Raw genomic sequence first — 26,325 nt, 5'->3', positions numbered from 1 at the left:
TGCACGGTCGGCTCGAACTGGGCCATGTCGTTGGTGTCTTGGGTTGCGCGCGCGGAGACGAAGAACTCATCGTCGCTGACCGCGGTCTGGCAGTTGTAGCCCTGGATCCAGCCGTTGCGGGTCTTGAGCAGCCGCGACTCCGGATCGGTCACATTCGCCTTGACCTGCTCGGCCGGCTGGTCCGGCGTGGCGCCCTGCTCGCTGGTCGCCTGGCCGCAACCATTGCCGTCCTTGCCGTCCTTGCCGTCATTGCCGTCATTGCCGTCATCGCCGACGGTCTCAGCGGCCTGGTCCTCGGTGGCGTGGTTGTCGACGGTGTGAGCGAGGGCGGCCTCGTAGGCGACGCGGGCGCGGCGCACCAACTCCTGGTCCTCGATCGGCACCGGTTCGCGTCCCCTGCCCGACGTGCGGGGCTTGGCGCGGATCCGTTCGAGCCTGGCCCGCTGGCGGGCCTCGGCCTTGGCCCGGGCCCGGGCCAGACGGGCCCTGGTCACCACGACCGGGTCCGCGGTCTTGGGCGCGGGACCCAGCGGCGGGGGTGTTGCACTGTCAGCGGCCTGCTGGATCGCGCGTTCGTAGGCCTGCCCACTGCTCCGGTCCCGCTCGGATCGCTTCCGCCGGGCCTGCTCCGCGGCACGCCGGCGCGCCGCGATCTGTTCCAGCGCGGCCGTGATCCGCTCACCCCGACCGGTGCGGTCCCGCACCACCGGCGGCAGTTCGTCACCGCGAACCTCCTGCCCGAACAACACATCCTCGGCCTGGTCGGTCGAAGCGACCGTGGCCACGAACTCCTCGGCCAGTTCGCGCAGGCGCGCCTCGGTCCGGTTCGCGTCCTTGCTGGCATTGGCTGCGATCTTGGTGCCGTCGAAGGCCACCACCCCCAGCGACACCATCCCCAACTCTGCGGCCAGCACCAGCGACTCGGTCAACAGGTCGGTCAACGCCTGCTCGTGGTTCTTGCGGAACCGTGCCAGCACCGTGTGATCAGGCACATCGGAGGCACAGATGATCCGGAACGCCACATCGGTGTGACACAACCGCTCGATCTGCCGCGACGACGACTCCCCATGCGCCATCGCATACACAAACAACTGAAGCAGCATGTCCGGGTCGTAACCCTTCCGGCCGACCCCACCCAGCCTCGCCCGCGCATGAAACCGCGCCGTGTCCAACCGCTCCACCGCCGCGATCACGAACCACACCAGATGATCATCCCCAAGCCAGTCCACCATCGACGGCGGCAGCAAAAACTCCTGCGCACGATCCACCGGCCGGTACGTCTTCGCCATCCCCAGATCTTTCCAACACCACCCGACCCCAGCCAGGACCTACCCAGGCGCGTCACCCAAAAAGCAACAGGCTCTGGGACAGGTGATTTCCTGTCCGAGGTCCCGACGTGGTGTCCGAAGCCCCACCTTGTGCGCCAGTTGAGCGTCCGGGTCGCCGGGATTTGCTCAGGTGGTGCACATGGTGCCGGTTTCGGGGAGTCCCGCTGCCCTTCCGGCCGGGGCAACTCCCCGAAGGTCCAGGCAAGGCGACTCGCCGGGGCTTCCGGGCAGAGGAAGTCCCGAAGGTTGGGCGGAGGAGCTTCCTGGACCTTGTCGCCACACTCCCCAGCGGCTCCGGGATAGCTGCGTTCCTTCCCTGGTCGGGGTGGTGTGAGTCAAGAGTCGGAACTTGTTCCGATCCCGAAGGGACGCGAAGCGCTCTTGACGCACACCGGCCCGACTAGCACCATCACGCAGCCCGGTGACGCAACCACCCGCACTGATGCCGGCGGCAGCACCTCCGCCCATGCCGGTGGAACCACCCAGCCGATGCAGGCGGCAGCACCTCCGCCTGTGCCGGTGGCAGCAGCTTTGTCCGTGCCGGGGCAGCACCTCGGCTCAGGTGGTGAGGAAAAGCTTGGGGGATAGGGGGCGGTCGACGATTCGGAGTTCGCCTATGTGGCCGGCGAAGGATTGTTCGATGGTGTTGGCGTAGTGGTTGGCGCCTAGGAGCCAGGGGGCGCCGGTTGTGCTCAGGCCGTTCGATGGTGTTGCCGGGTTGCGCAGGAGCTCCGATGAGTCGATGTACAAAGTGGTGTGGCGGCCGTCGTTGACTACCGCGAGGTGGAACCAGCGGCCGGCGATCTCCTCGTGGCCCCAGTTGGTGAAGGTGTCGTTCTTGTCCAGGGGGTAGACGGCCCACTGCAGTTGACGACCACCCGAGAACGCCAGGTTGACGACCGGCTCCGATGGGTCGCTGCCGGTCTTGCCTGCGTCGGCGCCGGTGCCCATTCGGCTGAGCAGGCCCTCCCACGAGTGGTCGAGTCCGTCGTCGGCGAGTTTGACGAAGGCCTCGATCGTGTAGCCGTTGCGGAAGGTCAGGCGGTTCAGCGGGGCGTCGTCGGCCGTACGCAGGTACCCGCCGCGGGCCGGGTTCTTGCGTCCGGCAAAGATCCAGCTCGCGTGGGCAGGCTGGTCCGCGTGGTGCTCGGTCGACGCCTTCAGGCTGTCGGCCGGACTACCGGGCAGCAGTACTGCGGTGAGGTCGTTGCCGCGGCCCGAGTGGTCCACGACCCGCGAGCCCACCGGGCCATCGAGCCGCCAGTAGGCCACCGTGCCAGGGATCACCAGATCGCGGGCGGGACGGGCGGGCCGCACCGGTTCAGGGTCGAACCCGGCGAAGCGGGCGGTGAAGTCGATCGGGATGCTCAAGCGGTTCGTGGGGTCGGTCAGCTCGATCTCACCCTCGGCGAGCTCGCTGCGCCGGTCGGGCTTCTCCGTCAGGATCCACGGCGAGATCGTCTCGACGTCGATCGTGTCGCGGGCCAGGTCGAAGTGGTACAGCCGGACCATCGCGCTGCCGCCGTAGTACCGGTCCTGGTAGTTGGTGATGTGCAGGTGCACGTCGTTGCCGGCGGCGTTCTTCCGGACCACCCGGCCGGACGGCCAGTAGTGCCCGTTCAGGGTGAGGAAGATCTGGTCATTGCCCTCGACAAGCTGTTCCCAGACCCGGTCGCCGTGCTCGGAGAACTTCGCGACGGGATCACCCGCGTCGGCGTACACGAGCTCGTGGATGGTCAGGATCACCGGCAGCTTCGGGTGCTCCGCGATCACCTTCCGGGCCCAGGCGAACCCGGCGTCCGAGGGTCGCCAGTCCATTGCCAGCAGCAACCACTGGCGTCCGGCCGCGCGGAACACGTGGTACGAGTTGTACCCGTCGGGCGTCGATCCGCCGTACGTGCTCATCCGCCGGAAGCGGCCCGGCCCGAAGGTGTGCAGGTACGCCGAGTCGCCGCGCTGGTCGTCCTTGCTGGAGTCGATGTCGTGGTTCCCGGCGAGCACGCTGTACGGCATCCGGGCCCGGTCCATCACGCCGAACACCGGGTCCGCCTGCGCGAACTCGCTCGCCTGCGCGTTCTCCACCACATCGCCCAGGTGCGCGGTGAACACGAGGTTCTCCGCGGCCCGCTGCTCGACCAGATACTTGAACGTCGCGGTCAGCGGCGCCGGGTCGCCCCGATCCAGATCGAACAGGTACTGCGTGTCCGGTACGACGGCCAGTGTGAAGCGCGGGTTGTCCGGGTCGGGCCGCCCCGAGCCGGCCAGTGCAGCAGCAGCCGAGCTGGAGTCTGCCGCGGAAGTCGAGGTGATCCCCGTCGTGGCAGCGGCCGCCGGAAGTCCGCCGGTCAGCGCAGCGCCCGCACCGAGTGCACCTACCTGGAGAATCCGCCGCCTGCTCGTCCCGTCCTGCTGCTGGTCCATCGTCGCCTCCGCGCTCCGCCGCAGGTGCCTCACGCCCCACGGGTCGAGAGCACCCTAGAACGAGCCGCCACCAACGATGGTGAACGCGAGAAGAACGTAGTGCCCCGGGTGAGAGATCCCTCGGCGCTACTCGAAGCCTTCGGCGATCACCGCGGGGATGGTGCCGGTGCGGAGTCCGGCCAGGACCCGGGCCTCGTGCGGGACGACGGGGTCGGGGAGTTTGTCCAGCGAGTACCACTCGAGGCCGGCCGCCTTGCCGGGCTCCATCAGCCGCGGCTCACCGGTCCAGCGGGAGGTGGTGAAGAAGAAGTCGACCCGCTCGTCGATCGGCTCGCCGGTCGCGCCGGTGCGATGCATCGCGGTGACGGGCACCAGGTCGGCCGGGTCGATCTCCACCCCGATCTCCTCGCGGACCTCGCGTCGGGCCGCCGCCAGCACCGACTCACCGCGCTCGACGTGGCCGGCGGGCATCGCCCAGTAGCCGTCCATGTAGCCGGTGTTGGCCCTGAGCAACAACAGCACCTCGTCGCCCCGGCGAAGAGCCACATAGGCCGCGGGAATCACCTGAAACCAATCCATACCCGCCACCCTAGAGAACCCCACCGACAAACCGCCCCAGCCCCGACAACGACGAAGGGCCGCAAGGGAAGATCCCTTGCGGCCCTCGCGCCGAAGCTCAGGCAGGGTTGTCCGGCTTGTTGGGGATGTCGTCGTCCTGGCCGTCCAGACCGTCGAGACGGGTCTTGGCCTGGTCGACACCCTGGTCGATCTTGTCGCCGTACTTGCCGCCGGTCTTCTCGTCGACGAACTGGCCGGCCTTGTCCAGACCCTCGCCGACCTTGTCGCCATGCGAGTCGACCACCTCGCCGGCCTTCTCCTTGAGACCCGCGGCCTTGCCCTTGAACTTGTCGAAGATGCCCATCTCGGGGCTCCCATTCCTAGCGTAGTGAACTACTTACAGACAGCTAGCGGTGATCCTTCCACCAACGGGCCCCGAGGTGTGGGACGCGCTCAGCTTCCGCCGGTACCGGGTTCGGTCTCGACGTCGCCACCGCTGTCGCTGCCTTCTTCGCCATCGCCACCGGCCTCGACGTCACCACCGCTGAACTCGACGTCACCGCCGCTCTTCTTCAACTCCACATCGCCACCGCTGCGCTTCGCGGCGTCGAACGCGCCGTCCAGGTCCAGGGCCTCCTTGGCCTCGTCTGATCCCTCTTCGAACGGATTCGTCACTGGGTAATTCCTCCCGGTCGGTGCTGCGATTGTGTTCGGCCCCCCGATCGCGCCCGAATCAAATCGGCACTGTGCGGTCCGGACCAGAACTCCTTGGCTTGTTCCTATCGAACTCGTCAGCAGACCACAACCCTTTCCGCTGGTCTTGTCCGATTGTTCACGCCCGACCGGCCGGACCGGCGGCGGCACTGTCACACTGGTCTGATGGTCGAGTCCCTCGTCGTCGCGGTCGTCGGTCCCACGGCGGCCGGCAAGTCCGACCTCGCGGTTGCCCTGTGCAAGGGAATCCACGGCCGCGAAAACCTCGCCGGACAGCCCGCGGGTGAGGTGGTGAACGCCGACGCCATGCAGGTCTACCGCGGCATGGACATCGGTACCGCGAAGATCGCCGACGCCGAACAACAGGGCGTCCCGCACCACCTGCTCGACATCCTCGATGTGACCGAAACCGCAACTGTCGCGGAGTTCCAGCAACTCGCCCGCACCGCGATCGACGACTGTCTGAGCCGTCAACGCGTCCCCGTCCTGGCCGGCGGTTCGGCCCTCTACGTCCGCGCCATCCTCGACGACTTCGTCTTCCCCGGCACGGATCCCGCGGTACGGGAGCGGTTGGAGGCCGAGCTCGAGCAGCACGGTTCCGGCGCGCTGCACCGCCGCCTTGCCGAGGTCGACGCCGCCGCCGCGCAGCAGATCCTGCCGAGCAACGGCCGCCGGATCGTCCGCGCGCTCGAGGTCATCGAGATCACCGCGGGCCCGTACGTCGCGACGCTTCCGGAGCACAAGTACATCTACGAAGGCGCCGTCCAGATCGGCCTCGACGTACCGCGGCCGGTGCTCGACGAGCGGATCGGCCGCCGGGTGGACCGGATGTTCGAGCAGGGCTTCGTCGACGAGGTCCGCGACCTGCTGAGCAAGGGTCTGCTAGAAGGCCGTACTGCGAACCGCGCGCTCGGGTACTCCCAGGTGATCGCCTTGCTGCGCGGCGAGATCTCCGAGGAGGAGGCGCGCGAGCGAACCGCCCAGGCGACCAGGAGATTCGCTCGCAGGCAGGACTCCTGGTTCCGCAAGGATCCCCGCATCACCTGGCTGACCTACGACGACCCGGACCTGGTGGAACGCGCTCTGTCCGTAGTGCAAGGCAACCCGAGTGAGGCCGTCGGCGTAGTCGAGGTGGAAGAGGGCCTGGGGGCTGTCGATGCGAGGGGGTGACCGTGAGGCCGAGTTCCGCGAGTACCTGATCGCGGATCGCACCAGACTGATGAGAACGGCGATGCTGCTCACCGCGGGGGATGTGCACACCGCCGAGGATCTGGTCCAGACCGCCTGCACCAGGGTGTACGTGCACTGGCACCGGATCCGGCACGAGGGCGCCGGACCATATGCGCACCGCATCCTGGTCAACGCCTTCCTGGACGAGCGCCGCCGGGCCGGCCGCCATCCCGAGGTGGTGACCGCCGAGACGTTCGAGCCGAGACTGAGCGAGGAACCGGACCAGGTGGACACCCTCGCCGTCCGGCGCGCACTGCTGGACCTCGCGCCGCGGCAGCGAGCCGTCCTGGTGCTGCGGTACTTCGAGGATCTCGACGTGGCGACCTGCGCGCGGATCCTGGAGTGCACCGAGGGGACCGTGAAGAGCCAGACCGCGAAAGCGCTGAAAAGACTGAAGGATCTGATGGCCGAGGAACCCGATCCCGCCACGGATCCCGCGACCGGGAGTAGTTGACGTGGACGACGTGAAGAGGTTGCTGGAAGGGTTCGCCGACCGTACGGTCGACGGCCTCCCCGCGGCCGACGTGGAGGCCGACGTGGCGCGCGGGCGTCGCGCGCTGCGCCGGATCAGGACTCGTCGCCGGGTCGCCGGTGTGCTGTGTGCCGCCGCCGTGACGACCGCGGTGCTCGCGATCGGCAACCAGGTGAAGTGGTGGGGCGGTGGCGGGACGGAGGTCGCCACCGGCTCGGACGAGGCCGGTGCCAGCGCCGGCACCGAGGCGGCCGGGACGGCGACGCCGGCGGCGACCGGTGCGGACCAGGCCGGCGAGTCGGCGTCGGTCTTCGCCGGCGCGATGATCGAACTGACGGCGAACAGCAAGGCCTGGAGCAACATCGACTGTTCGCTTGCGCCACAGGGCTGGACGCCGGAGGCACCCGTGACCACCGACCGGGTCGTCTTGACGCCGCCGCTGGTGCGGACGTCGGACGCTGCCGCCAAGCTGGTGTTGCAGTCAGCAACGGAGGCCCGCAGTCTCCAGGCTGTCCGGGTGACCGAAGCCGACGGCAAGGTCTTCCACGTCGGCACCGAGGCCGGCCGCGCGGCCGGACAGGTGAAGCTCGGCGAGCGGTGGCTGCTCGTCCAGTTGCCGGTCGGGGACAAGGACTGGAACGACGAGATCCTCCGCCGCTTCATGGGGTCCTGCACGGTCTCCTGACCCGACCACCGGAACTGGACTCGCCAGAAGTGGCGCGCACCGTGCGGACGCGGTAGGCAGGGCGTGTCCCTGTACGCCGATCCCTGCGAGGACCTAGTGAGACCGAAAAGCTTCGCCGCGACCCTGACGGCCGGCGCGCTCGTCCTGACCGGCCTGACCGCGAGCATGGCCACGGCAACAGGCACCGCCCCCACGAAGGACGCCGGCCATCACGCGCCGCCGCCACCCGTGAAGAACGCGACCGCGATCGGCTTCGGCGGCGCTGTCGCCTCGGTCGACGCCGACGCCACGAACATCGGCCTGTCCGTACTGCGGCGCGGCGGCAACGCGGTCGACGCGGCCGTCGCGACCGCCGCCGCGCTCGGAGTCACCGAGCCGTACTCCGCCGGCGTCGGTGGTGGCGGGTACTTCGTCTACTACAACGCGAAGAGCCGCAAGGTGTCCACGATCGACGGCCGGGAGACCGCGCCCGCGGAGATGCGGACCGACGCGTTCATCGACCCGGCGACGGGCAAGCCGTACAACTTCTTCCCCGAGCTGGTCACCTCCGGCGTCTCCGTCGGGGTTCCCGGCACGCTGGCCACCTGGGACTCCGCCCTGCACCAGTGGGGATCGCTGTCTCTGGGCAAGGCGTTGAAGCCTGCCGCGGAACTGGCCGATCGCGGCTTCGTCGTCGATGCGACGTTCCGCAGCCAGACGCTGGACAACAAGGCCCGGTTCTCCGCGATCGTGCCGACGGCCAAGCTGTTCCTGCCCGGCGGCGACGCCCCGCAGGTCGGCTCGGTGTTCAAGAACAAGGAGCTCGCCCGGACCTACGAATTGCTGGGCAAGAAGGGTCCGGCGGCCTTCTACAGCGGACCGCTCGCGCAGGAGATCGCCACGGTGGTGCAGACGCCGCCGAAGGTCGCCGGGACCACTCTGCCGGTAAAGGCGGGGAAGCTGACGACGGCGGACCTCGCGAAGTACAAGGTGATCAAGCGAGATCCGACGAAGGTCCGGTATGACGGACTGGACGTGTACGGGATGGCACCCTCTTCCTCGGGCGGGACGACGGTGGGGGAGGCGCTGAACATCCTCGCGCCGAAGAAGTTGTCGACGCTGTCGACCCCGCAGGCACTGCACACGTACCTCGAGGCGTCGGCGCTGTCGTTCGCGGATCGGGGTGCGTATGTCGGTGACCCGGCCTACGTGAACGTGCCGACCAAGGAACTCCTGTCGCCCGGGTTCGGGGCCGAGCGGTCCTGCCTGATCGACCCGGCGAAGGCGTCGATCAAGCCGTTGAAGGCCGGTTCGCCGGATGGTTCGTACGCGCCGTGCGCCGCGGGTGTCGCGACGACGGAACGGCCGGACACCGAGGGCCTGTCGACCACGCATCTCGTTGCCGCCGACAAGTGGGGCAACGTGGTGTCGTACACGCTGACGATCGAGCAGACCGGCGGCAGCGGCATCACCGTCCCGGGCCGCGGATTCCTGCTGAACAACGAGCTCACGGACTTCTCGGCGGTCTACGACGAGGCCGACCCGAACCGCATCCAGCCGGGCAAGCGGCCGCGCTCGTCGATGTCGCCGACGATCGTGCTGCGCAACGGCAAGCCGTTCCTCGCGCTCGGTTCGCCGGGTGGGTCGACCATCATCACCACGGTCCTGCAGACGCTCACCAACCGTTTGGACCGCGGTATGACGCTGCCCGAGGCAGTCGCCGCGCCGCGAGCCTCCCAGCGGAACACGGCGACGGTCACCGCCGAACCGCCGTTCATCGACGCGTACGGGACCGCGTTGAAGCCTTACGGGCACGTTCTCGTCCCCTCGGGTGACGCCCTCACCTCGGCGGCCGAGATCGGCGCGGTGGCGGCCCTGGAGTTCCTTCCCGGCGGCGGCTATCTGGCCGCAGCGGAACCGAAACGCCGCGGTGGCGGCGCCGCCGGCACGGTCCACCAACTCTGGCCGCGCTGACTCACACCATCAAGGCAACACCCCGTCGCCACTGGCGGCGGGGTGCTGCCTTCTTCAGAGGGTGGTGATGATCGCGGCGATCAGAGCAGCGCGCTCAGGAAGGCTGGCCGCGACGATCTGCTCGTGCGTCGCGTGAGCACCCTTACCCACCGGACCGAAGCCGTCCAGGCTGGGCACTCCGAGCCAGCCCGTCAGGTTCGTGTCGGCAGCACCGGCCGCGACAGCGCCCCCGACCTCCTGGCCGACCGAACGACCCGCAGCCGCGACCTTAGCCAGCAGTTCATCGCCTTCAACAGAAGGCTGCCAGGCAGGCCGATTCGAGATCACCGACACCTGCACTCGAGCACCCGCCCGCACCGGCTCCAACTTGCCGATCGAGTCGAGCACAGCGCGCTCGGTGTCGGGGTCGATGAACCGGAAGCCGATGTCCGCCGAAGCAGTCCCCGGTACGACGTTCGTCCGCCCGCCGCCGGTGATGGTGCCGACGTTGCACAGCACGTCGTCGAAGGACCCGACGAGCGAGCGTACGGCGGCCAACTGGTCGACCAGTTCGTCGATCGCGGAGACGCCGGACTCCGGATCCAGCGCGGCGTGCGCCTCCCGCCCGGTGATCTCGATCCGGACCCGGCTGCTACCGCGACGGGCGGTCTTCAGGTCACCGTTCTGGTGCGGAGGTTCGAGCCCGAGGGCGGCGACCACCCCTTCCGACTCGGCGATGACGAGTTCACGGGCGGAGGGTGAACCGACCTCCTCGTCGGCGGCGACCACGATCCGCACCGGTCGATGGTCGGCACCTTGCTCCGCGATCAGTCGCAGCGCGGTCTCGAGGACGACCAGGCCGCCCTTCATGTCGAAGACGCCCGGCCCGTGGACAATGCCGTCCTCCTCACGCCAGGGCATCGGGCCGTCGAGTTGGCCCACCGGCCACACCGTGTCGTGGTGGGCCAGGAAGAGCAGCGGTGGCTCATCCGCTCGCGGACCCCGGCCGGGCAGGTTCGCGACCACGTGGTCACCTGTTGCCGCAGGCACCCGCCGGGCGGTGCCACCGAGGTCGGCGTACCGGGCGACGAGGCGGTCGGCGAACGCGTTCAGCGCGTCCGCATCACCCGTCGGGGTCTCGTGCGCGACGTACTCGTGCAACCTCTCGAGCATCCGCGCGCCCTGTCCGGCTGCCGCCTGCTGCCATCTGTTCTCCATGATAGTGAACGTATCATCACTTCCTGTCCGGCGTTGCCTCGTGAATTTCGCCTGTTGGACAGGCATTGACCTGAGATTTCTCAACGGGTTAACTCAGCCACGAAGCAAGATCCGTTACGTATCTTTGGTTGCAGGAGATCGATGACAGCGCAGCGCACGCCCGGCGGGTTCCGTACCGTCACTCTCAGCACCCCGGCGCAGTTCGCGGAAGCGGCCGCGCTCTATCGCGCTGTATTCGGTTATCAGCACCCCGACTACGCGCTCAACCCGCGTCTCCTCGGTGCCCTGGTGGCCAACGGCGGCTCCGTCGTGGGAGTGCTGGACGCCGCGGACAGGCTGGTCGCCCTCGCCTACGGCTTCTGCGGCACGGACGGCGTGAACCTCTACCACTACTCGCAGACCGCAGTGGTCGCCGCCGACCAGCAGGGCCTCGGCCTCGGCCGGCTCCTCAAGCGAGCACAGCGCGAGATCGCCCTGGCCAACGGGATGACCTCGATGCGCTGGACCTACGACCCGTTCCAGACCCGCAACGCGCACTTCAACCTCGACGTCCTCGGCGCCCGCGGCCGCTGGTTCAAGCCGGACCTGTACGGCGAACCCGGCACCGACCGCGTGGTCGTCGAGTGGGACCTGCGCGAGGGTGACCAGTCGAACCCGTCGCGGACGTCGCCGGTGGAACCAACCGAGGCGGATTGGGGCATTGCGGCAGGCGACGGTGACGAACTGTGGCTGGCACTTCCGGCCGACTTCGCAGCTCTCAGTGCAACCCGCCCGGACGTCGCCGACCAGGTCCGCCACGACGTGCGCTCCGCCTTCGCAGACCTGCTCGGCAAGGGCCTGGTCGCGATCTCCTGCCAGCGGGTCGACGCCGAGACCGCGGTCTACTTCTTCGGGCCGGCCCAGGAGGCGACCGATGTCTGAGGCCGACGAGCGGCGCGCTCTCAACCGTGAGCTGGCCAGCCCCCACGAGCGGTACGACGCCCGCCTGCAGCGCAGGTCCTCCACTCTGCTGCAGCAGCGGGTGGTCGAGCAGGAGCGGGCCTCGATCGCCGAAGCGCTCGACCTGATCCTCGCCGACGACTCGATCGCCCGGGCCGCGGCACGGATCGTCGCCGCTCGCCGCCGGTTCATCGTCGGCTCGAGCAAGTCCTTCTCGTACGCGTCCCTGCTCGCCTTCGACCTCAGTGCCGGGCTCTCGCACGTGACGCTGATCGACGGCACGGTGGTCCGCAGCGTCGACGTGCTCTCCGACGTCCGCTCCAGCGATCTGATGGTGGCGTTCTCGCTGCGCCGCTACCGGCGGGACACCGTCGAGATCGCGCGCCGGTTCGTCGAGGCCGGTGGCGAACTCGTCGCGATCACCGACTACGACGACGCCCCACTGGCCGATATCGCGGACCAGTGCATCTACGTGGCGACCGGCAGCGCGTCGTACGTGGACTCGCCGACCGTGGTCGCCGCCGTCCTGCATGTGCTGGCGACCCTGACCACCGCGAGCGCCAAGGGTGCCCGCCGCCGGCTCGGAGAACGGGACCGGTTGAACACCGAACTGGGGCTGTATGTCGTCGACTGAACCGAAGGGAACTCCTGTGCACGTCACCGCAGCCCGGCTGCATCGGGTCCGGCTGCCGCTGGTCCACGCCTTCGCGACCAGCTCGCACCGCAAGGCCGAGCTGGACCACATCCTGGTCGAGCTGGAGGACGCCTCCGGCGCTGTCGGCTGGGGCGAGATCGCCTCGCCGTCTGACCCGTACTACGCGTCGGAGACGGTGGAGTCGTGCTGGCACATCGCCGAGCGCTACCTGCTCCCGGCCGTGCTCGGGCAGGAGTGGGACGAGCCCGAGCAGGTACCGCGGTTCTGGGCGAAGGTGCGGGGTAACCAGTTCGCCAAGGCCGGCGTCGACGTCGCCGCCTGGGTGCTCTGGTCCACTCTGCGCCGAGTACCGCTGGCCAAGGCGCTCGGCGGGACCCGCTCTGAGGTCACCGCGGGCGTCTCCCTCGGGATCGAGCCGACCATCGACGACCTGCTCACCGAGGTACGACGCCAGGTGGACGCCGGCTATCCGCGGGTGAAGCTGAAGATCGCGCCCGGCTGGGACGTCGAACCGGTGCGCGCGGTCCGCGCGGAGTACCCGGACCTCGATCTGCATGTCGATGCCAACGGCATCTATTCGGAGTCCGCCGAGCACCTGGCCGCCCTGCTGGCGCTCGACGAGTTCGGCCTGACGATGATCGAGCAGCCCTTCGCGCCGCGAAACCTGCTCGCGCACACCCGGCTGCAGCGTGCGGTGGAGACGCCGGTCTGCCTGGACGAGAGCGTGGAGACGCTGGACGACCTGGAGACGGCCTTGTCGCTCGGGGCGCTGCGGGTGCTCAACATCAAGGTGTCGCGGATGGGCGGGCTGACCGCGGCACGCGCCGCACACGACCTGGCCCGGGAGTCGGGGATCGCGGTCTGGTGCGGTGGCATGCACGAGTTCGGCATCGGCCGCGCGGCGAACGTCGCCCTGTCCAGCCTGCCCGGCTTCACCCTCCCATCCGACGTCTCAGCCTCGGAGAAGTACTACGCGCGCGACGTGGTGACCCCACCAGTCGTAGCGCGCCGGGGTGTCGTCCAGGTGCCGGAGTCGGCCGGTCTCGGCCACGGCGTCGACACCGACCTGATCGCCGCAAATACCGTTGCCTCCATCACCGCCACCACCACAATCTGACGCGCTCTGCCGCGCACTGACCGCCCCCGGCCACGACAGAACAGGACTCTGATGAGCCAAGACAAGAGCACCACCGGACCGCCGCAGACCGCCCCCGACGAGGCCGTCTCGCAGAAGACCGCGCCGGAGCAGGGTGCGAACGCCTATGACGTCGAACTGCCGCCCGGTCGCCGCCGGTTGGTGAACCTCCTCGCGGCCGTCGGCCTGGTGGCCTCGATCGTGGCCGGCCTGGCGACCGACGGCCCGACGCTGTGGGGCCTGCTGCCGATCGTGATGTACGCCGTGCTCTGCCTGCTCGGCATGGACATCGTGGTCGGCACCGTGCTCGCGGTGCTGTCGGGTGTTCTGATCGTCGGCCTCAGTCCGCTCGAGACCGGCACCCTGCTGGGGGAGTCGCTGGCCGATTCGGTCACCGCGATCGGCTTGATCATCGTGCTGGGCGCCGGCGTCGGCGAGGTGCTCCGGGTCACCGGTGTCGCGTCGACGATCGTGCACGGCGTGATGCGGATGGTCGGAGACCGCAGCCGTACGGCGGTCGTGCTCGGCGTGATGATCGCCTGCCTGCTGCTGGTCGCGAGCCTCGGCACGCTGGCGGGTGCGCTGGCGATCGCCGCGCCGATCGTGCTGCCGATCACGGCTCGTCTCGGCTACACCCGCTCGGCCACCGCCTCGATGCTGTTCATCGGCGGCTGCGCCGGGCTGACCGTGGCACCGTTCGCCGGTTCGAACGTGGCGATCATGACCGCGGCGGACGTCAGCTACCTCACCTACCTCGGGTACGGCGCCGGTCCGCTGGCGGTGCTCTCCCTGCTGCTCGGGCCGTTCGTGGTCGCCTACATCCAGCGCCGCACGGTCCGCACCGGCGACGAGTACGACCTGAGCGAGCTCGTCACCGACGACAGCGCCTACACCGCTCGGGCGCCACGGGCGGCGACGATCGCCTTCATCATCGCGCTGCTGGTCAGCGTCGTCTACGCGACCATCACCGAGGCCGGCACCAACTTCCCGCTGCTGGCGTTGCCGCTGCTCGGTGTCGTCACCGGCATCGCCGGGCGGTTGCCGGCACGCGACATCGCCGAGCACATGTACCGCGGTGGCGCCAAGCTGATCAGCATCCTGCTGCTGTTCTGGTTGCTCGCGGCCCTCTTCGCGCTGATCGACAAGCTGGCGCCGTTCCAGGTCATCCTGGACGCGATCGGCCCGGAACTGGCGACGGTGTCCGGCTTCGGCGTGGCGATCGCGATCGCACTACTGGGCTGGGTCGGGGTGCCGGGGGCGACGGCGGCTCAGGTCGTCCTGCTCGACAAGGTGTTCGGGACTCTGGCGGCCAGCGCCGGGGTGGGACCGGCCGCCTGGGTCGTGGTGCTGCTGTTCGCCTCGAAGGCCGACACCTACGGGCCGTTCCCGAACGCGAACATGGTCGGCGCGATGGGGCTGGCCCGGTCGTCCAACCTGAAGAACATGATGATCACCGGCTGGCTGCTGCTGGTCCCGGCCTGCGTGATGTACGCCGGCATCCTGCTGGTGACGACATGATCGACGCGATCACCGGCGGCCTCGTCCTGGACGGGACTGGGGCCGAGGCGGTGGCCGCGACCGTCCTGATCGACGACGGCCGGATCACGGAGTTGCTGCCCGCTGACGCCGAGCTGCCACCCGGCCTCGAACTGATCGATGCCGGGGGCAACATCGTGGCACCCGGCTTCATCGACCTGCACTCGCACGCGGACTTCTCGATGGAGGCCAGCCCGGAGGCCGTCACGCAGCTGCACCAGGGCGTCACCACCCTGGTCACCGGGAACTGCGGCTGGTCGCCGTTCCCGATCACCGATCTGGACCAGATGCGAGCCGGTACGGCGTTCCTGGCTCCGGAGAACAGTTGGTCCTGGCAGGACAGCGGGGGATTCGCGGACGTCCTGGACGGTGCCGGTCTGGCGATCAACATCGCCTTGCAGGTCGGCCATTCGGCGCTCCGGCTGGCCGTCCTCGGTGGTGCCGAACGCGCGCCGTCCGAGGCGGAGCTCGAGCAGATGAAGGCGCTGCTGCGGGACGCCGCCGAACAGGGTGCGGTGGGATTCTCGACGGGCCTGATCTACGCGCCCGGCACCTTCGCGGAGCCGTCCGAGGTAGCCGCACTGGTTGCCACCGCAGCGGAGTACGGGCTGTTGTACTCCACGCACATCCGCAACGAAGGTGTCCGCCTGCTGGAGGCTCTCGACGAGGCGATCGAGGCAGCGCGGGCCGGTGGCGCCAGGCTGCAGGTGTCTCACCTCAAGGCGATGGGCCCGGCCAACCACGGGAAAGTTCACGCCGCCCTCGAACGCATGGACGAGGCCCGTGCGGATGGGGTGGATGTTGCCTGCGACGTCTATCCGTACACCGCCTCCAGCACCACCCTCACAGCCCGCCTCCCAACTTGGACGATGGAAGGCGGTACTGCAGGTCTGCTCGCGCGCCTCGGCGACGCCACCGAGCGCACGAAGGTCCTCGACGCAGTACGAGAGCAGGCGATCCTCGACCCGGACAACGTCGTGATCGCGTCGCTTCCGCCCGGGCGCTATCACGATTGTCGCGGGCTGAGCCTCGCCGAGATCGGCCGGCGCGACGGTGTCGACGGCGCGGAGGCGGCCCTGCGCGTGCTGGAGAACCACCAGGCCGCGGTGAGCGTCGTCAACCACGGGATGTGCGAGGACGACGTGGTCGCGGTACTGCGTCATCCGTGGACGAGTGTCGCGAGCGACGGCTGGATCCTGCGCGCGACGGGTGAGGGTCACCCGCACCCGCGCAGCTTCGGGACCTTCCCGCGGGTGCTCGGGCGATATGCGCGCGACGAGGCAGTGCTGACCCTGGCGGAGGCTGTCCGCCGGATGACCTCGCTGCCCGCGTCCCGGCTCGGTCTGGACGACCGGGGCGTCGTGAAACCCGGCGCCGTCGCGGACCTCGTAGTACTGGATCCGGAGCGCGTCGCGGACCGGTCGACCTACGACGAGCCGTGGCAGTTGTCCGTCGGGATCGAGCATGTGCTGGTCGCCGGGGAGCCCGTACTGCGCGACGGCGTACCGACCGCCAACCGGCCCGGGCGAGTCCTGCGGAAGGGCTGAGTCAGCGGTTCTTCAGCCTGCGTGGCTCGGTCGGCAGCGGGGGCGGGGTGGCGGGAGCCCGCTCGTCGGCAGGCGCCTCCAGCCAGCCGTCGTGCTCACCCGCCACCTGCTCCAGTACTGCGCGATCGGTGGCCGTCACCACGACCCACGGGTGATCCTCGTCGTCGTCCTCCCCGTGGAACCGGCCCCGCCGGACCTGTCCGCCCAGCAGTTCGGCCACGGCGTCGGCGTCCTCGCGTTCCCAGAAGTACGCGACGTGCTCGTCTGCCATGGGTCAAACCGTACGATCTCCCTATGAGCACCGGTACCTTCCCCTGGCTGAAGGGGCACGGCACGGAGAACGACTTCGTGCTGCTGCCCGACCCCGACGGGTCCGTGCACGGGGATCTCGATCCCGCGGTGGTGCGGTTCCTCTGCGACCGGTACGCCGGGATCGGGGCGGATGGCGTACTGCGGGTGATCGAGGGATCGAAGCAGTCGTACGTCGAAGACGGTGGCGAGTGGTTCATGGACTACCGCAACACGGACGGGTCGATCGCCGAGATGTGCGGCAACGGCATCCGCGTCTTCGCCCGGTACCTCGCGGAGGCCGGCCTGACCGACGGCAAGCCCGTACGGGTGGGAACTCGGGCCGGGGTCAAGGAGATCGCGCTGAACGACGACGGCACGATCACCGTCGACATGGGCGAACCGGTCTTCCCCGGACCGGCCGGGATCGTTGTCGAGGCCAACGGTCACCAGTGGCCCGCGTTGCACGTGGACATGGGGAATCCGCACGCCGTGGCCTTCGTCGACGATCTGCGCGAGCCCGGCTGGCTGATCGAACAGCCCGGCTGGACCCCGGCCGAGGCATTCCCCCACGGCGTGAACGTGGAGTTCGTCGTCCGCAAGGGCCCGAACGAGGTGGAGATGCGCGTCCACGAACGCGGCTCGGGGGAGACCCGCTCCTGCGGCACGGGCACCTGCGCCGTAGCAGTCGCCTCAGCCCGGGCCGCACGGCAGGAAACCCCCGTCACGTACCGCGTCGGAGTACCGGGTGGATCCGTCACGGTCACGTGGCGTGAGGACAACCACCTCGAGCTCACCGGACCGGCTGTCGTGCACGCGCGCGGCGACTTCGACCGAGCCTGGCTACCACTCTGAACGGGAATCCGGGGGTAGGCCCGGGCGTTGAAAGTGAAAACGGGTCGCCCGTGTGGGTGGCGCGTGCCACGATGGAAGGTATATGACGACCCATTCGAACGCATACGAAGAGACCGACGTCGACCTCGACCTGCTCCAGGACGACGTGCTCGACGACGAGGACACTTCGTCGGGTTATGACAACGACACTCTGAGTTCCGAAACCCTGGGCACCGAAGGGCTGGAACTCGAGGAACGCCAGGCGCTACGGCGCGTGGTGGGGATGTCGACCGAGCTGACGGACATCAGCGAGGTCGAGTACCGCAAACTTCTGCTGGAGCGTGTGCTGCTGGTCGGCGTGTGGACCGACGGCAGCGCCGAGGACGCCGAGAACTCGCTCGCCGAGCTGAAACTGCTCGCCGAGACCGCGGGTTCCGAGGTGCTCGACGGCGTCATCCAGCGGCGCAAGAAGCCGGACCCCGCGACCTTCATCGGTAGCGGCAAGGTGCACGACCTGCGCAACCTGGTCGCGTCGCTCGGCGCCGACACGGTGATCGCGGACGGCGAGCTGGCTCCGGCCCAGCTCCGCAACCTGGAAGACAAGCTGAAGGTCAAGGTCGTCGACCGGACCGCGCTGATCCTGGACATCTTCGCCCAGCACGCGAAGAGCAAGGAAGGCAAGGCCCAGGTCGAGCTGGCTCAGCTGCAGTACATGAAGCAGCGGCTGCGTGGTTGGGGTGGGAACCTGTCCCGCCAGGCCGGTGGCCGGGTCGGTGCGGCTGGTGGCGGTATCGGTGGTCGTGGTCCTGGTGAAACCAAGATCGAGACCGACCGGCGCCGGATCAACACCAAGATCTCCAAGCTGCGCCGCGAGCTGAAGGACATGAAGGGCACCCGTTCGACCATGCGGCAGGAACGCCGCCGGCACTCGATCCCCTCCGTGGCGATCGCGGGCTACACGAACGCGGGCAAGTCCTCGCTGCTGAACCAGATGACCGGCGCCGGCGTCCTGGTCGAGAACGCGCTGTTCGCGACCCTGGACCCGACCACCCGCCGGACCACCACGTCCGACGGCCGGGTCTACACGTTCACCGACACCGTCGGGTTCGTGCGGCACCTGCCGCACGACATCGTCGAGGCGTTCCGCTCGACGCTGGAGGAGGTCGCGGACGCGGATCTGCTGCTGCACGTGGTGGACGGTTCGCACCCGGACCCGATGGCGCAGATCCAGGCGGTCCGCGAGGTGCTCAACGAGATCGGCGCCTCGGACGTCCCGGAGATCATCGTGATCAACAAGGGCGACCTGGCCGACCCGATGGCGCTCGCGCCGATCCTGCACCGGGAGACCGGCGCGATCGTCGTGTCCGCTCGCACGGGTGAGGGCATCGACAAGCTGAGGTCCCTGGTCGAGGCGTCGCTGCCCAGCCCGGACGTCCCGGTCGACCTGCTCCTCCCGTACGACCGCGGCGACCTGGTCTCCCGGATCCACTCCGAGGGCGCGGTGGACCAGTTGGAGCACACTGCCGACGGCACCCGCCTCACCGCCCGGGTCCACGCGGACCTGGCCGGCGACCTCGCGCAGTACGGCGTCGCTGCACACTGACGGCACACGAACGGCCGGGCTGGACTCACCCAGCCCGGCCGTTCTGCTGTCCCGGCCGGCTTGGGGTCAGGAGATCTTGAGGTCGGCAGTACCGCGCTCGAGGAGCTCGAGGGCGACGGCCGAGGGAGAGCCGGTCTCCGCGGTGTACATCAGCAGGCGATGGGCCGAGTTGTCCGGGAATTGGACGACCTCATAGCCGAGCTCCAAGCGGCCGACCACCGGGTGCTGGAAGATCTTCGTCCCGAAAGAGCAGTTCAGTACCGGGTGGGCCGACCACAGCCGGGCGAAGTCGGGGCTCTTCATGGACAGCTCGCCGATCAGCTCGGCGAGGTACCGGTCGTCGGGGTGCCGCCCGGCGACCAGCCGCAGCGAGGCGACCGATCGCTCGGCCTCCAGCTCCCACTGCGCGTACAGCTCTCGCGTGTGCGGATCGAGGAACAGCATCCGGGTCAGGTTCGGGCGGGTGTCGACGGAGCAGGGACTGTGCTCGTCGTAGTGCCCGGCCAGCAGCCGGTGGGCGGTCGAGTTCCAGGCGAGCACGTCGCTGCGCCGGTCCATCGCGATCGCGGCCACCCCGCTCATCGCCCCGACCAGGCGGCGGGCTCCTTCCCGGGCCGGTTGTGGCTCCTGGGCTCGCGGCATGCGGTGGTCGGCCGGGCGGGCAAGATCGCGCAGGTGGGCCGTCTCGTCCTCGTCCAGCCGCAGCGCCCGCGCGATCGCGAGCAGGATCTCGTCGGAGGCCTGCTGACTGTGGCCCTGCTCGAGCCGGGTGTAGTAGGTCATGCTGATCCCGGCCAGCTGGGCGAGCTCCTCGCGCCGGAGCCCCGGCACCCGGCGGGCGCCGTACGAGACCAGGCCGACGTCCTCCGGCTGCAGCCGGCCACGCCGGGTGCGCAGGAAGTGTCCGAGCTCCGTCTCCACGATCTTCATCGTAGTTGGCGCCGATCCGGCCCAGCTGGTGATTTTCTCGTGGCAGCACATGTCAGACCGCCTTTGCTGGCCGGAGGAACACGAAGGTGAGGAGCGCGGCCAGTACGCACAGGCCCGCGTTCACCCAGATCGCCGTCGTCACCCCGGCGAGCACCTGGGCCGGGCCGTCGCCGCCGCTCATCGCGGCTGTGGCGATGGCGCTCATGACTGGGATGCCCATCGTGATGCCGACCTGCTGGCTCATCGTCGTGAGCCCGGTCGCCAAGCCTTGCTCCTCGTTGGGCAGGTCGGACGTCGCGGTGACCATGAAGCCGACGATGGCCACCAGGTTGGCCACACCCCCGATGAAGGTGGCGATCAGGAGCAGCGCCATCCAGCCGTCGGACCGGCCGAGCAGCACGAGCGGCAGGGTCGCCGCGGCCTGGAGCAGGAAGCCCGCCACGATCGTCCTGCGCGTGCCCAGCCTGCCGAGCACCTTCGGGGCGATCGTCCCACCGACCACAGTGCCGACGCCGAGTACGGCGAACGAGAGCCCGGCCATCAGCGGGCAGTAGCCGAGAACCCGCTGCAGGTAGAGGGTGAGTAGGAAGACCAGCGAGGTCTCGGTGACAAAGGCGAGCAGACCGGCCAGATTGCCCCAGCGGACCGTGGGCCGGCGCAGGACCCGGAGCGGTACGAGCGGGGCGTCGACGCGGCGCTCGATCAGCAGGAAAAGGGCGAGTAACAGGACGCCTGCGGTCAGGGCGATCAGGGCGCGGGCATCCGCCCAGGATTCCTCGCCGGCCCGGGTCAAGCCGTAGACGAGAGCGAGCAGACCACCCGTGACCGCCAGAGCGCCCCAGAGATCCAGGCGGGGCCGCCGGTCCAGCCGGGTCTCGACCAGCACCCTGGGTGCGACCATCAGCACCATCGCCGCGACCGGGACGTTGACGAAGAAGGCCCAACGCCAGCTGAGCAGATCGGTCAGCAGGCCACCAAGGATCGCGCCGGTGGTGAATCCGGCGGCCATCAGCGCGCCGTTGAAGCTCAGAGCTCGTTCCCGCAGCCGTCCCTCGGGGAACGACGTGGTCAGCAGGGAGAGCGCGGCCGGGGTGACCGCGGCGGTGGCCAGACCCTGGGCGATGCGGGCGGCGATCAGCACCGGTGGCGCGGTGGCGATGCCGCCGACGAGCGAGGCGATGCCGAGCAACGCCATCCCGGCCAGGAAGATCCGCTTGCGGCCGAACAGGTCCGCGACCCGGCCGAACAGCAGCGTGAATCCGGCGGCGCAGAGGGCGAACGCGGTGGCGATCCACTGCAGGTTCGCCAGCGAGAAGCCGACATCCTGGCCGACCACGGGCAGTGCGACGTTCAGGATGGAGAAGTCGACCGCCAGAGTGAAGCCGGCGGTCAGCAGGACGAGCAGGGTGAGCCGTTGCCGCGGGCCGGTCATCCGTTGCGGGTCGGCCGCGGTCAGCTCGACGACTGTCATCGGAGAAGTCCCTTCCAAGGGGTCCTTCCGGAGCGTGTTCTCCGGACCTCTCCACTGTCGCGTCGTCCGGGTCGGCGTACCTCACTCTGTTCTGCCTAGCACTGCCAGTGACAGGCAGACGGCCGGTGGCTCCCCTCGGGGGAACCACCGGCCGCTGTTAGTTGCTCAGTGCATCAGATCAGGGCAGCAGATCTTCAGGGCATCAGTCACGGCTGGAGATCTTGATCTTCATCGAGGTGTCGGTGCGCGACTGGACCTTGATGTTGACGCCGTTGTTCGGCACCTTGACGCCGTTCTGCGGCTGCAGCGGGTTCCAGTACGACTTGCTGTCGTTGAACGTTGAGACGCCGTCCTGGCCACGGATGTAGCTGGGCTGGCCGTTCACGTGCAGGTTGAAGCTGTCGGCCTTCTCGAGCCCGAAGGGGGCGTCGTAGCCGGCCACCCGCGGGCGCCAGATCTGACCGTCGAGACGGTTGATCGGGTCCGGGTGCGAGTCGATCGGGAGGATCAGGCCCTCACCCGGGTGCTGGTTGGTGTTGTTGTTCGCCTGCGAGGTGTCCCAGTACCAGACCAGCAGGCCGTCCTGGTACGGGAAGTGCTCCACCTTGTCCGGCAGGGCCGCACCGAAGCCGAAGTTGTACGGGCCGGTCTTCAGGTACTGGTCGTACGAGACGTAGTTGAGGTGCGAGGCGATGTAGTAGTTGTCGTACAGGGTGGTGATGGTCGCTCCCTGCGAGCTGAAGCCGTTCAGCGTCCAGCCCTCCGGGGAGGCCTCCGCGCCCGAGTCGACCAGCGTGGACGTGCCCGAGGTCACCTTGATCGCGTCCGCGAAGAAGCCGAAGCCACCCGTGTTCGCGTCCGTGGTGTAGCGCAGTTGCAGGCCGATCGTCTTGCCGGCATAGGCGGACAGGTCGAATGTGGCCGGAACCCAGCCGTTGCTCTCGCCGTCGATGCCGTTGCCCTCGGCCGGGTTGGTGATGTCGCCCGCGATCGGCTTGTAGCCGGTGCCGTCGTTGACCTCGACGTAGGCGTAGTCACAGGCCGTGGTGTCGCAGTCCTCGATCTCCCAGTTCGCCTGCATGGTCAGCGTCGCCGCGCCGGCCGGCAGGGTCACCTGGCGGTTCATCGTGTGGGTGAACTCGTCACCACGGCCGCTCCACCACGACTTGCTGCCGACCGGCGGCGTCTGGAGCGCGGTGGTGACACTCTTCTTCGGCAGCGTGACCACCGCGGCCTGGGCCTTGGCGGAGTTGTACTCGTGCGGGCCGAGGTCGAGGGACTTGGTCTGACCGGCCTTGACGATCTCGTAGTCCAGCCAGCCGAGCTGCAGCTTGTCCCAGGCGTTCAGGTCGGCCGCGCGCTCGCCGATGCCGCCGTCGGTCGGTGCGCCCACCCGGCTCTGCGCCATCAGGGTCCACCAGTTGACGCCGTTCTCGACCGCCGCACCGGAGGTGTCGTACTCGTCCGGCAGGCCGAGGTCGTGCGCGTACTCGTGCGCGAAGACGCTGATGCCACCGTTCTCCGGCTGGATCGTGTAGTCGCCGACCCACAGGCCGGTGTCGCCGAGCTGGGTGCCGCCGGCCGGGTTGTTGGCCGGGCCGCCCGCGAGACCGACGTACCAGCGGTGCGACCAGATCGCGTCCTCGCCCTGGTGCGGGTCACCGTCGGCCTGGTCGCCGCCGGCGTGCACGACCTGGAAGTGGTCGATGTAGCCGTCGGGCTCGTTGAAGTTGCCGTCACCGTCGAAGTCGTAGCGGTCCCACTGGTCGAACGTCTTCAGCTCGGCGGTGATCTGCGCGGTGGTGCGGCCGGCCGCCTTCTGGTCGGCGACCCACTGGTTCACCGAGTCGCGGACCAGCGCCCAGGTGTTGTTGCAGACGTTGCCGGTGCACGGGAAGCCGTTGGACCGGCCGTAGCGGGCCTCGTTGTACTGCACCTTCACCCAGTCGGTGACGGTGCCGTCCACGCTGTAGCGCCCGGACGACTGCTTCTCGTAGTAGTTCTTCACCGAGTTGACGTTCGCGCCGGCGCCGAAGTACAGCTGCCGGAAGTGCTCGGGGCTGTAGTTGGCCTGCCAGACAGTGGAGTTGTCCACCGCGCGGTCGGGCTCCGGGATGGCGTTGTGCAGCGGGCCCTCGAAGGTCGTGGGGCCGGGGGTGCCAGGTGCGGTGTCCTGGTCGGGGTAGCTCGGGTGCCGCTCGTTGCCGAACTCGGCGAGCACCACGAAGATCCGGTCGGTCTTCTCCCGGCTCAGCTCGACGTACTGGTCGACCTTGGCCGCCTTGGCACTGCTCTGGCCCTTGGCCCCGGCCGTCTTCTTGCCCAGCTTGACCACGGTGCTGGTGCCGCGCTTCTCCGCCGTGGCGGTGCCGTTGAGGACCTTCGTGAGGGCTTCCTCACGCAGCTCGCGCCGCTTGTCCTCCTGCGGGTTGGGCAGTTCGTCCGGAGCCGAGGCCTCACTCGCGGCCGGCGCCGTACCGACGTCCCTGGGCGGTGCGGCGTTGCCGGCCGAGCTCATGCTCAGTCCGAACGTCGCCGCGAGAGCCAGGCTGAACAGCCCGGCAGATACTTTGCGCACGTTTTTTCTCCCTGCTCCTCAAAAGCACGCCTGCGCGTGGTGACGCGGCGTGTTCATGGCTCCCCCGAGCGTGTCGATTGCCGCGACAGTACGGGGAAAATCGGCCGTGCTGAAGTGGTTCGCGCCAAAAAGTTCCGCAACAGCGGGGAATCATGCACTCACGATCTGAGTAAGACCACTCAGGGCACTGGAGTACGACGACGCAGCGTCGCGGCCCGGGGAATTGGCACACTGTGCGACATGAACGCTGCGCGGCAGGAAGCAGGCCGGGACCGGGGTGACTCGGCCGACCTGCTGCTGCCGTTGTGGCGGGCTCTGGTGGTCTTCCGGGTGATCACCTACGGCTTCGCCGTCTTCGGGGTGTGGACCCGCTGGGACGATATCCGCAACCAATCCGGCGCGGTGATCCAACTGGTCGTGATGGGCGTGTGGACGGTGATCGCCTCCATCGGGTACAGCCGGCACTGGGGACGCCGCAACACCCGGCTGGCCTTCGCCGACCTGATCGTCACCATCGGCTGCATGTACCTGACCCTGCTGGCTCAGCCGTTGGTCGACATCCGTGGCGGCGCCTCCGTTCTCACCTCGGTCTGGGCTGCCGGGCCGGTGCTCGCGCTGGCGATCTCCCGCGGCCGCGACGGGGGACTGCTCGGCGCCGCGGCCGTCAGTCTCGCGCTGCTCTCCCTCCGCGGCTTCGACAACGTGGGAAAGGTCCTGAGCAACGTTCAACTGCTGCTGGTAGCGGGCCTGGTGGTCGGGTACGCCGCGACCACGATGCGGCGCGCCAACGCCAGGTTGCGCGAGGCGATCGCTGCCGAGAGCGCGACGGCCGAGCGACTCCGCCTCAGCCGGTCGATCCACGACGGAGTACTGCAGGTGCTCGCGCAGGTGCAGCGGCGGGGGACCGCGATCGGTGGCGAGGCGGTGGAGCTCGCCGCCCTGGCCGCCGAGCAGGAGGTTGCCCTGCGCACCCTGATGGCCTCCCGCCCGGTCAGCGGCGACCGCGGCCGGATCGACCTGTGCATGCTGTTGTTGCCGCTGGCAACCCCTCGGGTGGACGTGGTGGTGCCGGCCGAGCAAGTGCTGCTGCCGACCGCGACGGCGACCGAACTGGTTGCCGCGGTCAAGGAAGCGTTGAGTAACGTGGACAAGCACGCCGGCCCGGAGGCCCGTTGCTGGGTGGTGGTCGAGGATCTCGGTGGCGAGGTGCTGCTGTCCGTCCGCGACGACGGCTCCGGTACGACGCTCGACCAGCTGCTGCGGGCGGGATCCGACGGGCACCTCGGGGTCAGCCAGTCGATCCGCGGCCGGATCACCGATCTCGGCGGCAGCGTCACGGTCCGGACCGCCCCGGGCGAAGGTACCGAGTGGGAGATGAAGGTGACCACCGCATGACGACACGGGTGATGATCGTCGACGACCATCCGATGTGGCGCGAGGGCGTCGCGCGAGACCTCGGCAGTCGCGGGTACGACGTCTGCGCGACCGCGGCGGACGTTGCCGGCGGCATCCGGATCGCCAAGGCGACCAGGCCGGACGTGGTGGTGATGGACCTCCAGCTCGGCGACGGCTCGGGCGTCGACGCCACCCGCGAGATCACCGCCGCGCTGCCGGACACCCGGGTCCTGGTGTTGTCGGCCAGCGCAGAGCAGGCCGACGTACTGGCCGCCGTGAAGAACGGTGCCTCCGGCTACCTGGTGAAATCGGCGTCCCTGGACGAGTTCGACGACGCAGTACGGCGTACTGCGGAAGGCGACGCCGTGTTCAGCGCAGGGCTGGCCGGGTTGCTGCTGGGGGAGTACAGGCGGCTCGGAGCCGGGCCGGAGGTGCCGCAGCTCACCGAGCGGGAGACAGAGGTACTGCGGCTCGTGGCTCGTGGTCTGACGGCCCGGCAGATCGCCACCCGGTTGGTGTTGTCCCACCGGACCGTCGAGAACCACGTGCAGAACACGCTGCGGAAACTACAGCTCCACAACCGTGCGGAACTCGTCCGCTACGCCATCGAGCACGGGATCGATACGAGCGAGCAGTAGTCAGAGGCCGTTGCTGAAGAGCAGGCGGTTCACCGTGCCGCCGGTGGTGCCGCCGCTGACCACGTTCGGGGTCGCGTTGGTCTCGATGCGCGGCGGGCCCGTGTGACGGGTCCGCTGCTGCTGCTCGCGGGGATGATCCGGGGCTTGTGTTCGTTCGTACACTGAGCCTTTCCACTTCCAGTGGCCTGCTCTGTGTCACGACATCCGCACAGCGGGTG

At 68.9% G+C, this 26,325-nt stretch carries 24 protein-coding genes; 13 read left to right on the top strand and 11 right to left on the bottom strand.

What is annotated here, in order from left to right; all coding sequences use genetic code 11:
* The 5 genes from ACFPJ1_RS22505 to ACFPJ1_RS22485 form a co-directional block, all read right to left on the bottom strand.
* Window positions 1–1,289 (bottom strand): transposase (locus tag ACFPJ1_RS22505; RefSeq protein ID WP_380106707.1); only part of this gene is annotated, 1,289 nt, incomplete at its 3' end.
* Window positions 1,290–1,886: 597 nt separating this feature from the next.
* Entirely contained in the window at window positions 1,887–3,749 is a 1,863-nt protein-coding gene (locus ACFPJ1_RS22500; protein ID WP_380106706.1) for a laminin G domain-containing metallophosphoesterase family protein, read from the bottom strand.
* Window positions 3,750–3,875: 126 nt separating this feature from the next.
* Window positions 3,876–4,328 (bottom strand): NUDIX hydrolase, encoded by a 453-nt coding sequence (locus tag ACFPJ1_RS22495; RefSeq protein WP_380106704.1) that lies wholly within the window; start codon window positions 4,326–4,328, stop codon window positions 3,876–3,878.
* Between the two features lie 97 nt (window positions 4,329–4,425).
* Window positions 4,426–4,671: an antitoxin gene (locus ACFPJ1_RS22490; RefSeq protein ID WP_380106702.1), complete on the bottom strand. Its 246-nt coding sequence runs from the start codon at window positions 4,669–4,671 to the stop codon at window positions 4,426–4,428.
* Window positions 4,672–4,760: 89 nt separating this feature from the next.
* A complete protein-coding gene (locus ACFPJ1_RS22485) occupies window positions 4,761–4,982 on the bottom strand; it encodes a hypothetical protein (protein ID WP_380106701.1) in 222 nt (73 codons plus the stop codon).
* A 204-nt stretch (window positions 4,983–5,186) separates the two neighbouring features.
* Between ACFPJ1_RS22485 and miaA the strand changes: the two genes are divergently transcribed.
* The 4 genes from miaA (at window position 5,187) to ggt (ending at window position 9,361) form a co-directional block, all read left to right on the top strand.
* Entirely contained in the window at window positions 5,187–6,191 is a 1,005-nt protein-coding gene (gene miaA, locus ACFPJ1_RS22480; protein WP_380106699.1) for a tRNA (adenosine(37)-N6)-dimethylallyltransferase MiaA, read from the top strand.
* On the top strand, window positions 6,178–6,705 hold the full coding sequence (locus tag ACFPJ1_RS22475; protein WP_380106698.1) for a SigE family RNA polymerase sigma factor: 528 nt from the start codon (window positions 6,178–6,180) through the stop codon (window positions 6,703–6,705). The genes miaA and ACFPJ1_RS22475 overlap by 14 nt, the downstream gene beginning before the upstream one ends.
* A 1-nt stretch (window position 6,706) precedes the next feature.
* Window positions 6,707–7,408, top strand: a complete 702-nt coding sequence (locus tag ACFPJ1_RS22470) for a hypothetical protein (RefSeq protein WP_380106697.1) — start codon at window positions 6,707–6,709, stop codon at window positions 7,406–7,408.
* A gap of 96 nt (window positions 7,409–7,504) precedes the next feature.
* Window positions 7,505–9,361, top strand: a complete 1,857-nt coding sequence (gene ggt, locus ACFPJ1_RS22465; protein ID WP_380106695.1) for a gamma-glutamyltransferase — start codon at window positions 7,505–7,507, stop codon at window positions 9,359–9,361.
* Between the two features lie 54 nt (window positions 9,362–9,415).
* On the opposite strand, the gene ACFPJ1_RS22460 is transcribed toward ggt, so the two are convergent.
* Window positions 9,416–10,558, bottom strand: a complete 1,143-nt coding sequence (locus ACFPJ1_RS22460) for a M20/M25/M40 family metallo-hydrolase (RefSeq protein WP_380106693.1) — start codon at window positions 10,556–10,558, stop codon at window positions 9,416–9,418.
* A 141-nt stretch (window positions 10,559–10,699) separates the two neighbouring features.
* On the opposite strand from ACFPJ1_RS22460, the gene ACFPJ1_RS22455 reads away from it, so the two are divergent.
* The 5 genes from ACFPJ1_RS22455 to ACFPJ1_RS22435 are packed head-to-tail and all read left to right on the top strand — an operon-like array spanning window position 10,700 to window position 16,370.
* Window positions 10,700–11,479 (top strand): hypothetical protein, encoded by a 780-nt coding sequence (locus ACFPJ1_RS22455; protein WP_380106691.1) that lies wholly within the window; start codon window positions 10,700–10,702, stop codon window positions 11,477–11,479.
* A complete protein-coding gene (locus ACFPJ1_RS22450; protein ID WP_380106689.1) occupies window positions 11,472–12,131 on the top strand; it encodes a MurR/RpiR family transcriptional regulator in 660 nt (219 codons plus the stop codon). The genes ACFPJ1_RS22455 and ACFPJ1_RS22450 overlap by 8 nt, the downstream gene beginning before the upstream one ends.
* A gap of 16 nt (window positions 12,132–12,147) precedes the next feature.
* A complete protein-coding gene (menC, locus tag ACFPJ1_RS22445) occupies window positions 12,148–13,269 on the top strand; it encodes an o-succinylbenzoate synthase (protein WP_380106687.1) in 1,122 nt (373 codons plus the stop codon).
* Between the two features lie 51 nt (window positions 13,270–13,320).
* Window positions 13,321–14,805, top strand: coding sequence for a Na+/H+ antiporter NhaC family protein (locus ACFPJ1_RS22440; protein ID WP_380106686.1), 1,485 nt, complete (start codon window positions 13,321–13,323; stop codon window positions 14,803–14,805).
* Entirely contained in the window at window positions 14,802–16,370 is a 1,569-nt protein-coding gene (locus ACFPJ1_RS22435; protein ID WP_380106683.1) for an N-acyl-D-amino-acid deacylase family protein, read from the top strand. Before ACFPJ1_RS22440 ends, ACFPJ1_RS22435 begins: the two co-directional genes overlap by 4 nt.
* A gap of 1 nt (window position 16,371) precedes the next feature.
* On the opposite strand, the gene ACFPJ1_RS22430 is transcribed toward ACFPJ1_RS22435, so the two are convergent.
* A complete protein-coding gene (locus ACFPJ1_RS22430; RefSeq protein ID WP_380106682.1) occupies window positions 16,372–16,641 on the bottom strand; it encodes a hypothetical protein in 270 nt (89 codons plus the stop codon).
* 23 nt (window positions 16,642–16,664) lie between these two features.
* On the opposite strand from ACFPJ1_RS22430, the gene dapF reads away from it, so the two are divergent.
* Window positions 16,665–17,513: a diaminopimelate epimerase gene (gene dapF, locus ACFPJ1_RS22425; protein ID WP_380106680.1), complete on the top strand. Its 849-nt coding sequence runs from the start codon at window positions 16,665–16,667 to the stop codon at window positions 17,511–17,513.
* Between the two features lie 82 nt (window positions 17,514–17,595).
* Window positions 17,596–19,095: a GTPase HflX gene (gene hflX, locus ACFPJ1_RS22420; protein WP_380106679.1), complete on the top strand. Its 1,500-nt coding sequence runs from the start codon at window positions 17,596–17,598 to the stop codon at window positions 19,093–19,095.
* A 66-nt stretch (window positions 19,096–19,161) separates the two neighbouring features.
* Here hflX and ACFPJ1_RS22415 read toward each other — a convergent pair whose 3' ends face one another.
* The 3 genes from ACFPJ1_RS22415 to ACFPJ1_RS22405 form a co-directional block, all read right to left on the bottom strand.
* Window positions 19,162–20,016: a helix-turn-helix transcriptional regulator gene (locus ACFPJ1_RS22415; RefSeq protein WP_465261081.1), complete on the bottom strand. Its 855-nt coding sequence runs from the start codon at window positions 20,014–20,016 to the stop codon at window positions 19,162–19,164.
* Between the two features lie 61 nt (window positions 20,017–20,077).
* Complete coding sequence (locus ACFPJ1_RS22410) at window positions 20,078–21,496, bottom strand: MFS transporter (RefSeq protein WP_380106676.1); 1,419 nt, start codon at window positions 21,494–21,496, stop codon at window positions 20,078–20,080.
* Window positions 21,497–21,698: 202 nt separating this feature from the next.
* Window positions 21,699–24,074 carry an immune inhibitor A domain-containing protein gene (locus ACFPJ1_RS22405; protein WP_380106674.1) on the bottom strand — a complete coding sequence of 792 codons (2,376 nt, stop codon included), beginning with the start codon at window positions 24,072–24,074 and terminating at the stop codon, window positions 21,699–21,701.
* Window positions 24,075–24,314: 240 nt separating this feature from the next.
* On the opposite strand from ACFPJ1_RS22405, the gene macS reads away from it, so the two are divergent.
* Window positions 24,315–25,469 carry a MacS family sensor histidine kinase gene (macS, locus tag ACFPJ1_RS22400; RefSeq protein WP_380106672.1) on the top strand — a complete coding sequence of 385 codons (1,155 nt, stop codon included), beginning with the start codon at window positions 24,315–24,317 and terminating at the stop codon, window positions 25,467–25,469.
* Entirely contained in the window at window positions 25,466–26,107 is a 642-nt protein-coding gene (locus ACFPJ1_RS22395) for a response regulator (RefSeq protein WP_132298844.1), read from the top strand. The genes macS and ACFPJ1_RS22395 overlap by 4 nt, the downstream gene beginning before the upstream one ends.
* On the opposite strand, the gene ACFPJ1_RS22390 is transcribed toward ACFPJ1_RS22395, so the two are convergent.
* Window positions 26,108–26,269: a hypothetical protein gene (locus tag ACFPJ1_RS22390; protein ID WP_380106670.1), complete on the bottom strand. Its 162-nt coding sequence runs from the start codon at window positions 26,267–26,269 to the stop codon at window positions 26,108–26,110.
* Window positions 26,270–26,325: the final 56 nt, after the last annotated feature.

Origin of the sequence: Kribbella qitaiheensis (genome assembly GCF_042657745.1) — a bacterium.
In the GTDB taxonomy this organism is placed as follows: Bacteria; Actinomycetota; Actinomycetes; order Propionibacteriales; family Kribbellaceae; genus Kribbella; species Kribbella qitaiheensis.
This window is presented reverse-complemented; position numbering and strand designations above follow the sequence as displayed.